Annotated in this window: 10 protein-coding genes; 6 read left to right on the top strand and 4 right to left on the bottom strand. The window is 65.4% G+C overall.

Going from position 1 to position 14,001, the window contains the following annotated elements; translation table 11 throughout:
• The first annotated feature begins 8 nt into the window (after positions 1 to 8).
• The 4 genes from QA645_RS35555 to QA645_RS35570 all read left to right on the top strand — a co-directional run bounded on the left by QA645_RS35555 (position 9) and on the right by QA645_RS35570 (position 8,698).
• Entirely contained in the window at positions 9 to 6,449 is a 6,441-nt protein-coding gene (locus tag QA645_RS35555) for a non-ribosomal peptide synthetase (protein WP_283045878.1), read from the top strand.
• 48 nt (positions 6,450 to 6,497) lie between these two features.
• Positions 6,498 to 6,761 carry a hypothetical protein gene (locus tag QA645_RS35560; RefSeq protein ID WP_254129051.1) on the top strand — a complete coding sequence of 88 codons (264 nt, stop codon included), beginning with the start codon at positions 6,498 to 6,500 and terminating at the stop codon, positions 6,759 to 6,761.
• 228 nt (positions 6,762 to 6,989) lie between these two features.
• Complete coding sequence (locus QA645_RS35565; RefSeq protein WP_254192158.1) at positions 6,990 to 7,721, top strand: 4'-phosphopantetheinyl transferase superfamily protein; 732 nt, start codon at positions 6,990 to 6,992, stop codon at positions 7,719 to 7,721.
• On the top strand, positions 7,718 to 8,698 hold the full coding sequence (locus tag QA645_RS35570; protein WP_283053480.1) for an LLM class flavin-dependent oxidoreductase: 981 nt from the start codon (positions 7,718 to 7,720) through the stop codon (positions 8,696 to 8,698). The genes QA645_RS35565 and QA645_RS35570 overlap by 4 nt, the downstream gene beginning before the upstream one ends.
• Here the strand turns inward: QA645_RS35570 and QA645_RS35575 are convergent.
• From QA645_RS35575 to QA645_RS35585, 3 genes are read right to left on the bottom strand one after another with little or no spacing between them, the layout of a single operon-like run.
• Positions 8,695 to 9,534 (bottom strand): ABC transporter ATP-binding protein, encoded by an 840-nt coding sequence (locus tag QA645_RS35575; RefSeq protein WP_283045881.1) that lies wholly within the window; start codon positions 9,532 to 9,534, stop codon positions 8,695 to 8,697. The two genes, QA645_RS35570 and QA645_RS35575, sit on opposite strands and share 4 nt — an antisense overlap.
• Positions 9,531 to 10,331 (bottom strand): ABC transporter permease, encoded by an 801-nt coding sequence (locus tag QA645_RS35580; protein WP_283045882.1) that lies wholly within the window; start codon positions 10,329 to 10,331, stop codon positions 9,531 to 9,533. Before QA645_RS35580 ends, QA645_RS35575 begins: the two co-directional genes overlap by 4 nt.
• Positions 10,332 to 10,335: 4 nt before the next feature.
• Positions 10,336 to 11,718 (bottom strand): ABC transporter substrate-binding protein, encoded by a 1,383-nt coding sequence (locus tag QA645_RS35585; protein ID WP_283045884.1) that lies wholly within the window; start codon positions 11,716 to 11,718, stop codon positions 10,336 to 10,338.
• Between QA645_RS35585 and QA645_RS35590 the strand changes: the two genes are divergently transcribed.
• Positions 11,711 to 11,980: a hypothetical protein gene (locus QA645_RS35590; RefSeq protein ID WP_254129047.1), complete on the top strand. Its 270-nt coding sequence runs from the start codon at positions 11,711 to 11,713 to the stop codon at positions 11,978 to 11,980. The two genes, QA645_RS35585 and QA645_RS35590, sit on opposite strands and share 8 nt — an antisense overlap.
• Positions 11,981 to 12,062: 82 nt before the next feature.
• On the top strand, positions 12,063 to 12,902 hold the full coding sequence (locus QA645_RS35595) for a Crp/Fnr family transcriptional regulator (protein ID WP_283045888.1): 840 nt from the start codon (positions 12,063 to 12,065) through the stop codon (positions 12,900 to 12,902).
• A gap of 51 nt (positions 12,903 to 12,953) precedes the next feature.
• Here QA645_RS35595 and QA645_RS35600 read toward each other — a convergent pair whose 3' ends face one another.
• Positions 12,954 to 13,979 carry a histone deacetylase family protein gene (locus tag QA645_RS35600; RefSeq protein ID WP_283045890.1) on the bottom strand — a complete coding sequence of 342 codons (1,026 nt, stop codon included), beginning with the start codon at positions 13,977 to 13,979 and terminating at the stop codon, positions 12,954 to 12,956.
• Positions 13,980 to 14,001: the final 22 nt, after the last annotated feature.

The following is a 14,001-nucleotide window of genomic DNA, read 5'->3' on the forward strand; positions in this document are numbered from 1 at the left end:
AAAAGGGAATGGCATTGTCGGCGATTGCATCCGGGGCGGGAGGGGGATCGGCCAGCGCGGGCGCCGAAACCGATACGTTTGCCCATATCGGCGGCCTACTCGCCTTCTACGCGCGAACGATACCGGCAGCCCCCGCCCTGCTCGCCCCTGGCCGGCCGCCTCTGACCTACGGAGCGCTCGGCGCCGGGATCGCGCATCTGGTCCAAACGCTGCGCGGGCTCGGCATGGCACCTGGCGACCGGATTGCTGTTGCACTGCCGCGCGGCGCCGACAGCGCCCTCGCTCTGATCGCGGTCGCATCGAGCTGTGCCTGCGTCCCCGTCAACCCGGACCTGACGGCGGATGAACTGCAGCGCTATTTCAGCGAGCTGAAGCTGACGGCACTGGTCACCCGAGCCGATATGAACTCACCAAGTCGTGACGTCGCCAGGGCGCTCGATATCGCGATGATCGACTTTGTTCCAGGACCCGAGGCGGATCTCGGCGGCTGCGAGTTCATCGGTCCGATGATCGGTCCGGCGAGCGCAAGCGGCCTCGCGCGTGCCGAGGACGACGCCTTTATCCTGCTGACATCAGGTACGGCGGCGCGGCCGAAAATGGTGCCGCTGACGCATCGCAATGTGTGTCTCTCCGCGCAAAATGCCGGCCGTGTGCTGTCGCTCACGTCGCAGGATCGCCTGCTCAATGCCCTGCCGCTGTTTCACGCCCATGGCCTGATCTCCGGCCTCCTGACCGCGCTCGCGGCCGGCTCCAGCGTGATCGCGACCGGCGGCTTCGACGCACCTTCTTTCTTCGGCTGGATGCGAGACCTGCAACCGACCTGGTACACGGCGGTGCCGACGATTCATCGCGCGCTGCTGACGGCCGCGGAAGCCAATCCGGAGCGCGCCCGCGCGTCGTCGCTGCGCGTGATCCGCTCGGCCTCGTCCTCGCTTGCGCCCGCGATCCTCAACGGGCTGGAGACGATGTTCGGCGTGCCCGTGCTGGAAACCTACGGCATGACCGAAGCGGCCTCGCAGATTGCCGCCAATCCGTTCGAGCTGCGCAAGATCGGATCGGTCGGCCGCGCCGCGGGTCCCGAGATCGCGATCATGGACGAGACAGGCCGCGCGCTTGCAAGCGGCGAGCGTGGCGAGATCATGCTGCGCGGAGCCAACATGAGCCGCGGCTATTATAATGACGATGCCGCGACGCAGGCCGCGTTTCGCGACGGCTGGTTCCGGACCGGCGATCTCGGCTATCTCGATGCCGACGGCTATCTCTTCATCGTCGGCCGCATCAAGGACGTCATCAACCGCGGTGGCCAGAAGGTCTCGCCGCTGGAGGTGGAAGAGGTGCTGCTGGCCCATCCGGCGGTGCTGGAAGCCGGCGTCTTCGCCGTTCCCCACGCCAAGCTCGGCGAGAACGTCGCCGCGGTCGTGGTGCTGCGCGACAATTCCGAGGCGACCTCCGACCAGCTGCGCCAGTTCGCGCGCAAACGTCTCGCCGCCTACAAGGTGCCAAGCCTGATCCGCAGCGTGACGGCGCTGCCGAAGGGGGCCAGCGGCAAGGTCAAGCGCAACGCGCTGGCCGAGCTGATTTCGCCGTCTCATGATGACGACGAGACGCAGCTGCCGCGCAACGATCTGGAGACCCGGCTCGCGGAGATCTGGGCCAATCTTCTGGAGCTTCCGAGACTAGGCGTCGACCAGGACGTCTTTGCGCTCGGTGCGGACTCGCTCGCGGTCACACAGATGCGCTCGCGCCTGCGCGAGCGTTTCAACGTCGACTTCTCGTTCGAGGACATTTTTGATTGCGCCACGGTCGGCGCACTTGCCGCGCGGCTCGAGACCACGGCGCATCGCGACACGATGCTGCCGGCATGGCGCCCGGAGATGTCCGAAGGCGACGCGCCGCTGTCGTTCCAGCAGCAGCGGATGTATGTGCTCTCGCGGCTCGATCCGACGCACTACAATTATAACGTGGTCGAAGTCGCCCTGCTCAAGGGGCAGGTCGATATCGCTGCGCTTCAGGCGAGCCTCGCCGCGATCTGCGCGCGCCACGAGGCGCTGCGCTCGGTCTTCGTCGAACGCGAGGGCGAGCCCGCGCAGCGCGCGCTCGAGGCGGCGCCGCAGTTCGAACGGATCAAGCTGAGACCCTGCCCTCCGCACCGACGGCTTGCGGTCGTCAGGCGCGAGGCGCTCAAGCTGGCGCAATATCCGTTCGATCTCGCCTTCGAGCCGCCGCTGAAGGTCACTCTGCTCTCGTTCGACAAGTCCAGCCATGCGCTGGTGGTCAATATCCATCACCTCGTCACCGATGGCTGGTCACAGCGGCTGTTCTGGGAGGCGCTCGCCGCCGGATATTCCGTCGCGCGCAAAGAGGATGCGACGACGCTGCTGCCCTCGCCCGGATTCCAGTATCGCGATTTTGCGCGCTGGCAGCAGAGCTGGGCACAGACACCGGCGGCGAAGGATCAGCTCGACTACTGGCGGTCGAAGCTCGACGGCGTCACCACGCTGCCGCTGCGGACCGACCGGCCGCGGCCGGACGTCTGGAGCGGTCACGGCGCCCGGCACTATTTCGAATTCCCAAAGACACTTTCGGCCGACATTCGCGCGCTGAGCCAGGACCAGGGCGTGACGCCGTTCATGACGCTGCTCGCGGTGTTCCAGTGCCTGCTGTTCCGCCATACCGGGCACGAGGATGTCGCGACGGGCTCTCTGATCGCGAACCGCAACCAGATCGAAAGCGAGCGGCTGATCGGGTTGTTTGCCAATACGCTGATCCTGCGCAACGATTTCGGCGGCGATCCGACGTTCGGGGAGATGCTGCGGCGGGTGCGCCAGGTCACGCTCGATGCCTATCGCAACCAGGACCTTCCGATCGAGGAGGTCCTGCGCGCGTTGCAGATCGCGCGAAGGAGCGACGGCAATCCGCTGTTCCGGATCATGTTCATCCTCCAGAACGCATCGATCGAGGCGGCAAGCTTTGCCGGCCTGTCGACGCGCCGGTTGGAGGTCGACCCGAAGGTCGCGCGCTTCGACATCACGCTCGAGCTGGTCGAGGCCGAGGGTCGCTTCACCGGCTTCTTCGAGTACGCCACCGATCTGTTCGACGCGCTGACGATCGAGGGCATGGCCGATCAGTTCAAGACGCTGCTCAAGGCTGCCATCGCCAATCCCGAGCAGCGCATCTCGCGCCTGCCGCTGCTCACCGACGCCGACCGCCGGCTGCTGCCGACAAAAGGCCGGCCGGCCAATTTCACCACGCGCGGCAATGTCTGCGAACGCTTCGAGCGGCAGGCGAAGAAGACGCCGAATACCCTGGCGATATCCGACGGACGCCTGTCGCTGAGCTATCGCGAGCTGGCGCGCCGCAGCCAGGCGATCGCACGCTGGCTTGCCCGCGAGGGCATCGGCGCAGAGACAGTCGTCGCGCTGCTGGCCGATCGCGGGCCTGACCTGCTCGCGGCGATGATCGCGATGCAACGCGTGGGCGCGGCCTTCCTGAACCTCGACCCCGAGCAGCCACCGGCGAGGCTCGCAACGATCCTCGGATCAAGCTGCGCAAGCGTGCTGCTGACGGGGCGCGCGCAGTCCGCCATGGTCGACGCGCTGCTCGAGCCGCTGGTCGCGCGAATCCAGGTCGCCGAGATCGAGGATGCGGGCGCGCTGGAATCGACCAAGCCGGCACGCGCGGCGCGGCGCGCAGCCGCGAGCCTTGCCTATCTCATCTACACGTCCGGCTCATCAGGCGCACCGAAGGGCGTCATGATCGAGCAGCGCGGGCTGTCCAACCATCTGGCGTCGCTGATCGCCGAGCTCGGCCTCACGCGCAAGGACGTGATCGCGCAGACTGCGCCGCAGAGCTTTGTGATCTCGGTCTGGCAGTTCCTCGCCGCTCCCATGGTCGGCGCACGCGTCCACGTCTGCGGCAATTCGGTCGCACAGGATCCGATCCTGCTGGCGCGGGAGATCGAACGCGAGGGTATCACCGTGCTCGAGATCGTTCCCTCGCTGCTCCGCGTGATCCTCGAACGCCTCGACGAGGCGCCGATGGCGCGCGCGTTTGCGAAGCTGCGGCTCCTGATCTCGACCGGCGAGCCGCTGCCGGTCGAACTCTGCCGCGCCTGGTTCGCCCGCTGCCCGAAGGTACCGCTGATCAACGCCTACGGCGCCTCGGAATGTTCCGACGACGTCTCGCTGCACCGGCTGACCAAGGCGCCGGCCACGACGACGACCAATGTCCCGGTCGGCGCACCGCTACCCAACACCCAGCTCCATGTGCTCGACGCCAATCTGGAGCCGCAGCCGATCGGCGTGGTCGGCGAGCTCTGCATCGGCGGCGCCGGCGTCGGCCGCGGCTATGTCAACGATCCCGCGCAAAGCCGGCAGCGCTTCATCCCCGATCCATTCGCACGTCAGCAAGGTGCACGGCTGTACCGCACCGGCGACCTCGCCCGCCGCCGCGCCGACGGGACGGTCGAATGCCTCGGTCGCGCCGACCTTCAGGTCAAGGTCCGGGGCTATCGCATCGAGCTCAAAGAGATCGAGGCTGCGCTTGGCGACCACGCAAGCGTGCGCGCCGGCATCGTCGAGCCACGCCGCGACGCCAATGGCGATATCAGGCTGATCGCCCATGTCGTCGCCAGGGCCGGTAGCCAGATCAGCGCCAGCGAGCTGCGCGACTTCCTCAAGAGCCGGCTGCCTGTTCATGCGATCCCGTCAGCCTTCCTGTTCCTGGATCAGGTACCGCTCAACGCCCACGGCAAGCTCGATCGCTCCGCCCTGCTGGCGCCGGCGCAACAGGAGAGCGCCGGGACTGAAGCCACTGTGCCGGCCCGCCGCTTCACCGAGAAGGTGCTGTCCGACATCTGGATCGATCTGCTGAAGGTCGAGAGCATCAGTGTTACCGACAATTTCTTCGACCTCGGCGGCCATTCCCTGCTCGCCGGCCAGGCGATGGCGCGTGTGGCCCGCGCGCTCGGGGTCTCGCTGCCGATCAAGACCATCTTCGAGGCGCCGACGATCGAAGAGCTCGCCCGGCGGGTCGATGAGGCCGTCGCCACGAAACCGCAAAAGCCCGCGGCCGGCGTGCCACGCCTGGCCGATCGCGGACCGCCCACGCTGTCGATCGCGCAGGACCAGATGATGCGGATCGAGCAGAGCCTGCCCGATCTGCCGCTGTTCAACCTGCCCTTCGCTTTCCACCTCGAGGGCCCGATCGATCCGCGCATACTGGCGCAGGCTATCGACGACATCGTGCGCCGCCACGAATCGCTGCGCACGGCGTTCGGCTGGACCGGCGAGGAGCCGGTCAGCCGCATCGTCGCGCCGGCCACGCTCGGTCCGGTCCTGACCGTCGAGACCATCGGCGACGGGCGTCCTCACAATAACAAGCGCCGCAAGGCGCTTGAGCAGAAGAAGATCGAGCTTCTGATCGCACAGGAAACCTATGCCCCGGTCGACGCCGCCCGGGCGCCGCTGCTACGGGCGCGGCTGCTGCGGCTGCACGCCGAGGATCACATCCTGCTGCTGACGCTGCATCACGCCATCGCCGATGGCTGGTCGATCGGCGTGCTGTTCGAGGAACTGTCCAACCGCTACGCCGCGCTCGCAGGCCATCCGTCGCCGCCCCTGCCGAAGATGCCGCTGGCGTTCTCCGACGTCGCACGCTGGCAGCGCTGGTGGTGCGGCACGGAAGCGGCCCGCCGCCAGGCCGCCGACTGGACCGAGACTTTGCGCGGATCGGCCCCCCTGTTTGACGGCGAAGCGCGGCCGGGCGCGTCGACCGGCCATCATCCGCTCAGTCTGGAGCGCGAGCTGGTCGCCCGGCTCACGGCCTATGCGCGACAGCACAACGCCACGCTGTTCATGTGCCTGCTGACCGGCCTCAAGGCCCTGCTGCTGTCGCGAACCGGACGGACGGACATTGCGGTCGCCACCGCCATGGCCAATCGCGCCCAGCCGGACACCGAAGGGATCGTGGGTCCGTTCGAAAACACGGTGATCGTCCGCAGCCGAATCACGCCGGATCTGTCGTTCACGCAGGCCTTGGGCCGGGTGCGCCACGGCGTGCTGGAGGCGCATGCCCGGCAGGAGCTGCCGTTCAACATTCTGGCCGACCACTTGGAGCAGGAGCGCGTCGATCCGGCATCGCTGCTCCAGGTCTATTTCACTCTGCAAAATCCGCTGCGCCAGCCGCTCGACCTGCCCAATGTCGCGGTGCGATCGATCGGAAACGTCGCGCGCGAGGGGCAGCCGGTGCTGCCGGTCGACCAGACCTGGCTATCGCTGATGCTCAAGGAGCGCCCGACCGGGATCACAGGTTCGTGCAATTATAAAGACGACTTGCTCGACGGCGCGATGGTCGGCGCGTGGATGGAGGATCTCGTCGCGCTGCTGGCGGCGGCCGTGGTCCAGCCCAATACGCCGCTCGACCGATTGCTCCATCGCCGGGCGGCATGACCGGCTGTTGGCCCACGCCGAACGTGGGTTCACTCGCCAAAGCTGTGAATGATCAAGTTGCATCTTGATTCTTTGGCGCTTGCCGCGCAAGATTATTCTCGCGTTTTGATTTGGACGATTATTTTCAACCGGGGGAGTGCCATTATGGGTTTCATCAAATTTACCAAGGGTACCTCACTGAGCGACAAGGACCGCAAGGCCCTGCAAAAGCTTCTGACCGCTGAGAGGAAGAAGCTCCAGTCCGCGCTGAAGGACGTCGATGCCAGCCTTGCGACGCTGGGCGGGGCGAAGAAGTCCAAGAAGAAAAAGTAAGACTCGTCGGCCGGGACGCCGCACGAATCTTCAATTTCATTTCCAATTTTTGGCCGCTCGCCTGTCGAGTTGGGGTCTCGCACAAGCTTGCGCCTGTAAACCGGCCAGCAATCGACAAGAATTTGCCTGGGTGGACCGCTAGAAGCGGTCTGCGCAGTTGCTTCCTGCTCGGTTGATTCTTCGGTCAGGGCCGGATTTGGCCTCCGCCTGACACTATGGGCCCAATTGATGGCAGACGACGAAATCGAACTGTTTGTCGGACTGATCGAGAGCATCGACACGCCGGGCGCGGTTGCAGCGTGCCGGCGGCTGCTCTCGGTCGACGAACGGATCCGCGCCGACCGCTTCATGTTCGAGCGGCATCAGCGGCAATACATCTTCGCGCACGCGATGTTGCGCATGGCGCTCTCGCACGCGGCCCCCGAGGTCGAACCAACCGACTGGTCGTTTTCGACCGGCCGTTACGGGCGGCCCTTTGTCGCGGCGCCTGCGACTTCGACGGCCCTGCATTTCAGCCTGTCCCATGCCGACGGCTGCGTGGCTTGCGTCGTGTCGAAGCACGAGACCGTCGGCGTCGACGTCGAGACGGTGTCGCGGCGCGTCGCGCCGCTCTCCACCGCGCTTCGCTTCTTTGCGCCGGAAGAGGTCGAGACGCTGCGCACCCTGCCGGAGCCGGCCGCGATCGAGCGCTTCTTCGACTATTGGACGCTGAAGGAAGCTTATCTGAAAGCCAGGGGTTTTGGACTCAATTTGCCGCTCGACGCGTTCGCGATGCAGGTGTCGCGGGAGGCGATCGAGATCAGCTTCAAGCCCGATATCTCCGACGATCCCGCAGGCTGGCGCTTCTCTCTGTGCTCGCCCTCGCCCTCGCATCGCCTGGCGATTGCCGACGGATCGCGCGCGGCCGGCGGCCTTCGCATCACCCGCAACGCCTGGCCGCTCCAGGAAGCGGCGGAATAATGCCGGCGCGGCTGCGCGTCTTTCCCGCGATTTCGCGCAACCGCGATCCCCAAAAATATGTCGGCGAGTTGATGCGGGTGGCCGAGTTCGCCGACCGCAATGGCTTTGAAGGCATCCTGCTGTTCGAGGGCAATGACGTCTTCGTCGAGCCCTGGGCCATGGCCCAGCACATCCTGGCCGCGACCACGCGATCTTCGCCGCTGATCGCGGTCAATCCGGTCTACATGCACCCGTTCACGGCGGCGAAGTTCGTGTCGTCCTTTGCGCAGCTCTACGGCCGCAAGATCTATCTCAACATGATCACGGGCACCGCGATCAGCGATTTGCAGGGGTTGGGCGACGAGCAGTCGCATGCCGACCGCTACGTCCGGCTCGGCGAGTTCGTCGCGCTGATGCGCCAGTTGCTCGTGAGCCCACGCCCGGTCAATGTCGATGGCCGATTCTATCGTGCCAGCAATTTGCAATTGCGCCCGCGCCTGCCGGCCGAGCTGATGCCGGAATTCTTGATCGCGGGGCAATCGGATGCGGCACAGCGCGTTGCCGCGGAGACCGGCTGCATCAAGATGCAGATGCTGCCGCCCGACCTCGATCACGGTCTCAACGCCCCCGGCATGAATTTCGGCATCTTCGCGCGCGACAGCAGAGAGGAAGCGCGGCAGGCGGCGAAGGCCCGCTTCCGCGACAACCCTGATGACCGCGAGCTGCTCGCGCTCACGGTGGAGAACTCCGATTCCGTGTGGAAGCGGCGCTTGTATGAGGGCCAGAACGGCGAGCTCCAGGACAACGGCTATTGGCTGCTGCCCTACCTCACCTTCCAGGCCGACTGCCCCTATCTCGTCGGCAGCTATGCCGAGATCGGCGTGAAGCTGAAGGAATTTGCCGCAAAGGGCCTGACCACGATCATGCTCGACACGGTCGCGGACGAGACCGAGATGCAGCACGTCTGCAAGGCGCTCAGCGCAAGTGGATTGTTCTAGCTCGGCACGCCGAGCGGGCTCAGTCGCGCCAGTGGCTCGCGGCCTTCCGGCCGCCGCAGAAGCTGCATGACATGACGCTTCAGCCGAACGAACTCGGGTTCGGTGACGAGATCCTGGCTTCGCGGCCGCGCAAACGGCAGCACGATATCCTCGATCACCCGGCCTGGTCTTGCACTCATCACGACGATGCGGTCGGCAAGGAACAGTGCCTCGTCGATGTCGTGGGTGACGAACACCGTGGTCGTCGGGATCTTGCCCCAGATTTCGAGCAGGACCTCCTGCATCATGCCGCGCGTCTGCGCGTCGAGCGCGCTGAAGGGCTCGTCCATCAGCAGCACCCGCGGCTGGTTGATAAGAACCCGCGCGATCTCGACGCGCTGCTGCATGCCCCCCGACAGCTGCGCCGGATAAAACGCCTCGAAGCCGGATAGGCCGACAAGATCCAGGATCGCATCCGCCGCGCGGTCGCGCTCGGCGCGGGCGATGCCGCGCATCTTCGGGCCGAAGGCCACGTTGTCCCGCACCCGTTTCCACGGAAACAATGTGTGCTGCTGAAACACCATGCCGCGGTCCGGGCTCGGTCCCACGACCTTCTGTCCGTCGACTGTGAGCCGGCCCGCCGTGATCGGCAGATGTCCGGCCAGCGCACCCAGCAGCGTGGACTTGCCGCAGCCGGACGGGCCGAGAATGCAGACGAGTTCACCCGGCGAGACCGAGACATCGAGCCCGCTCACCGCCTCGAACGCATCGCTCCCCACTCCGAGCGAAATCGAGACATCGGCGAAGTCGATACGGCCGACGTTTTGCGTGCCGATATCCGCGACCCGAATGTTCATCGCGCCACCTTCGGACTGCGCCAGGGCATCGCGAGCCGTCCGGCCGTCGTCAACAGCCAGCTGGAGCCCATCCCGAGCAAGCCGATGATCAGCATGCCCACGATGATGTCGGCATAATTCTGGAGCGTGTAGGCCTCCCAGGTGTAATAGCCGATGCCGAACTGGCCCGAGATCATCTCGGCGGTGACAAGGCAGAACCACGAGGTGCCCATCCCGATCGCAAGCCCGGTGACGATGCTGGGCGCGGCATCCGGCAGCACCACCTCCTTCAGGATTGCCAACTCTCCCGCGCCCAGGCTGCGCGCGGACGCGACCAGCCGGCGGTCGACATTGGCAACACCGTGGACAGTGTTGAGCACGATCGGAAACAGGGCGCCGATAAAGGTGATGTAGATCATCGAGAGTTCGGAGGACGGAAAGATCAGGATCGACAGCGGTATCCACGCCACCGCCGGAATCGGCCGCAGCAATTCCAGCGGCGGCAGCAGGAGGTCACTCGCGGCGCGCGACCGGCCGATCGCAAAGCCGAGGATCACGCCAATCACCACCGCCGCCCCGTAGCCCGCGAACACACGCCCGAGGCTGCTGGTGATGTGCGCCGCCAGCTTCGGCGAACGAGACAGCGCGGCAGCGGATTCGACCACCTCGACCGGCGGCGGCACGTTGCGGAAGGTGACGATCCCCAGATTGAGATGCGTCACCGATGCGGCCTGCCACAGCGCGATGCAGGCCAGGATGGAAAGGCCGCGGACCACCCATCGGATGCCCGCAGACCGCGTCCGCGAAGCGATCGCCATGGTCTTACCGGCTCGCGCCGAGGGATTCGCGCGCAGCGGCGAAATCGAGCACCGTCCCGCCATGCTGCTTCGACCAGCGCTCGGCCCCGTCCTTGAGCAGGAACGCACTCAGCTCACCGCTTTGGGATCGCACGAACCACGCCTGGTTTGCGAACAGCTTGATGCCGCTTTCGCGATCCTGTGCATAGACGACGCGGATGGCCTTGCCGTCCTTCTCGAGTCCGGCGAGCGCCTTCAGCGCGTTCTCGGGCGAGGCGTAGTGGCGCACGCGCGGCTCATCCTTGACCCAGATCTGTGCGACGCGGCTGAAGTCGCTGATCTCGGTGCCCGTCGCCGCGTCCTTGGCGCGAAGCGGAAGCTGCGCATAATTTTTCAACCCGGCGTCGTAATCGCGGCCGGCCTGCGCGGCCGCAACGCGAATGTACTTGTCGGTAACGAACTGGTTGATATCGAGATCGCTGTCCGCGCGCTTGAGCAGCTTCAACGTCTTGATCGAGGTCGCAACGGCCTGGCGATATTCCGGCTTCCAGGTGATGTCGCGGGTCTGAAGCCCGAGCGGTCCGTGAAAGAGATAATCGACCTCGGCCTCGATGCCGGTCACCTTCGCGATCAATTCGCTGTATTTCTCCGGCTCCTCCGCGATCAGGCGATCCGCCTCGATTGCCGCGCGCAAATAGGCGATGACGATCTCCGGATATTTCTCGGCATATTCGGCGTCGACCAGTGAACCATGGAACGTCGGGGCGTTGGCCTGCGCGCCGTCAAAGATCTTGCGCGCGAAGCCGCGCCAGGGAAACAGCTCGGCGAACGGAACGAAGTCGGCATGCGCCTCGATCTTGTTGGCCTGCAAGGCCGGGCCGGCAACTTCCGGCGCCTGCGTGATGATGTTGACGTCGGTCTCGGGATTCCAGCCCTTGGCCTCGATGGCGCGGAGCAGCATGCCGTGCGAGGTCGAGGCAAAGGGAACGGAGATGGTTTTGCCCTTGAGCTCGTCGAGCGACTGCACCGGCGAACTCGACGGCACCACGATGCCGTTGCCGCTGCCCTTGGTGCTGCCGGACAGCACGCTGATGAAGAGGCTGCGACGCCCTGCCTTCTGGAACGCGACGCCATTCAGCGAGCCCGGAAAATCCGCCATCGCGCCGAAATCGAGCTTGCCGGCGACCATCTCGTTGGTGAGCGGCGCGCCGCTGGTAAAGTTCTTCCACTGGATGTCGTAGGTCACATCCTTGTACTTGCCGTCATGGGGCAGGAATTTTTCCAGCAGCTTGAGCTCGCGGATGAGCAGCCCGCCGGTCGCGCAATTGATGGTCGTATCCTGCGTCCCGACCGCAACCCGGATCGTCTCCGCCTGCGACGGTCCGAACATCGCGACGGTCATGACCATGACGGCCACACTGAGTCTCAAAGAGCTGAAATCGATCATCGAACTGTCCTCGGCAGGCCGGTCGCGTACCGGCAGCAACGCTGGTCGGCACTATCGAAGGCGCAACACAACCCTTGAAGCAATTACTTGCATCGCCACCGAGGGGCGCGCCCGCGTCATGATTCCGTCGCGCGACGACGCAAAGAATTTTCTCAGGACGATGCGATCGGCAGAGAAATCGTTTCGCCTCCGCTCGGCGCACATATCAAGCTTTGCTAAGTGATCTGGAACGATCGCAAAGAGATGGACATCGTACCATTGCCGCTCTTACCTAGTCGCAAGACTTCGTCGAGCTCAGGATTGCGATGACCATTCTCAAGGAAGCTGCCGCAACCGCGCCTGCCGCTTTCGCCGAACGGCAACATGCAGGTGCGCGGTTCGACTGGCCTGGCCGCGAGAAGCCGCGGCGGTCCCGCATCACGCGCACGAAGAGCACGAGCTCGGCGCTGTTCATGAGCGAGACGATCGACGGCTTGAATGCCGGCGCGCATTTCCTTGATCGCCTGTCGGCGTCGGAACAGGCGCGCGTGCACGCAGCCGGCCGCACGATCACGGTGCCACAGGGCGAGATGGTGTTCAGCCAGGGTGACGGCCATGACGGCATCTTCATCATCCGCCGCGGCCAGGTGCGGGTCTACTATACGGCACCGTCGGGTCGTGAGATCACACTCGCCTATTGGACGCCGGGACATTTCATCGGCGGTCCGGAGATCTCCGGCGGCGGCGTCCACATGTGGTCCGGCATCGCCATCGACGCCTGCGAGATCACAACGCTCTCCGGCCCGGCGCTCGAGAAGCTCCTGACCGGCATGCCGCAATTCGCGCTGGCGCTGATCGACGGCCTCATCGCCAAGGGCAAATGCTATTCCTCAATGGCGCAAATCCTCGGCACGCGATCGGTGATCGAGCGGCTGGCGCAGTTCCTGCTCACTTTGTCGGAGCTGCACGGCATTGCCGACGCCGACACCATCGTCATCAACCGCAAGATCACCCATGACCAGATCGCGGCCATGGTCGGCTCGACGCGGCAATGGGTTACGATGATGCTCAAGCGCTTCCAGAACCGCCGCATCATCGCCATCGAGGGCAGCACCATCCGGATCATGCGGATGGATTTGCTGGAGCAGATCCTGTTCAAGGACTAGGTGCGTCTTCTCCCTCTCCCCGTTCCTACAGGGAGAGGTGGAGAACGCGCTTCACCGCGCCTCTTCGAATCCCGCCAGCACCGAGGTCAGGTTGGCTCCGAGGATATCCGAGAGATAGCCGCCTTCCTGCACGAACACGGTCGGCAGGCCCAGCTTCGCGATGGCCTGGCCGATGCGGCGGAAGCCGGGCGTGGTGACGGCGAGGCCCTTCAGCGGATCGTGCTCGGAGGCATCGAGGCCGAGCGCGATGACGAGGGCGCCGGGCGCAAAGGATTCGATCGCCTTGCGCGCGAGATCCATCGCCTGGATGTAGCCGTCGTCGCCTGTGCCGATCGCCAACGGAATGTTGAGATTGGTGCCGAGACCGGGACCCTCGCCGCGCTCATGCGCATAGCCCCACACGAAGGGATAGTACGCGGTCGGATCGGCGTGGATCGAGATCGTGTAGACGTCCGGCCGGTCGTAGAAGATGCCTTGCGTGCCGTTGCCGTGATGCACGTCCACGTCGAGGATGACGACGCGCTCATGCTTGAGCCGCAGATGTGCCGCGGCAATCGCGCTGTTGTTGAGGAAGCAGAAGCCGCCGGCCATGTCGCGATAGGCGTGATGGCCGGGCGGACGGCACAGCGCGTAGGTCGCATCCTCGCCGTCCATCACCATTTGCGCGGCGGTGACCGCGACGTCCGTCGCGGCGCAGGCCGCGGCCCAGGTGCCCGGGCCGATCGGCGCGGCGGTATCGGCGGTGTGCCAGCCCAGCTTGCCGACGATATGGGTCGGATAGGTCGCGGCATGGCGCACGGGATGGATGTTGCCGATCATCTCCGGGCCGGAATCGCCGAGCGCCGTCCAGGCATCCCAGGCCTCACTCAGGAACGACAGATATTCCGGGCTGTGAATGCGCGCGCGCGGACCCTGGCCGAATGTCGTCGGCTCGACCAGTTGATGCTTGCCGTCCTTCAGGCCCTTGAGCAGGCGGTCAGCGCGCTCGGGCTGCTCGGTGGTGCGCTTGACGACGCCGCGGACCAGGAAGAATTGCGGATCGTGGCTGCGGTGCAGTTCGGTATGGACGGCTTTCACTCAACACTCCGTGGTCGCGTCT

The organism is Bradyrhizobium sp. CIAT3101, assembly GCF_029714945.1.
Classification (GTDB): Bacteria; Pseudomonadota; Alphaproteobacteria; order Rhizobiales; family Xanthobacteraceae; genus Bradyrhizobium.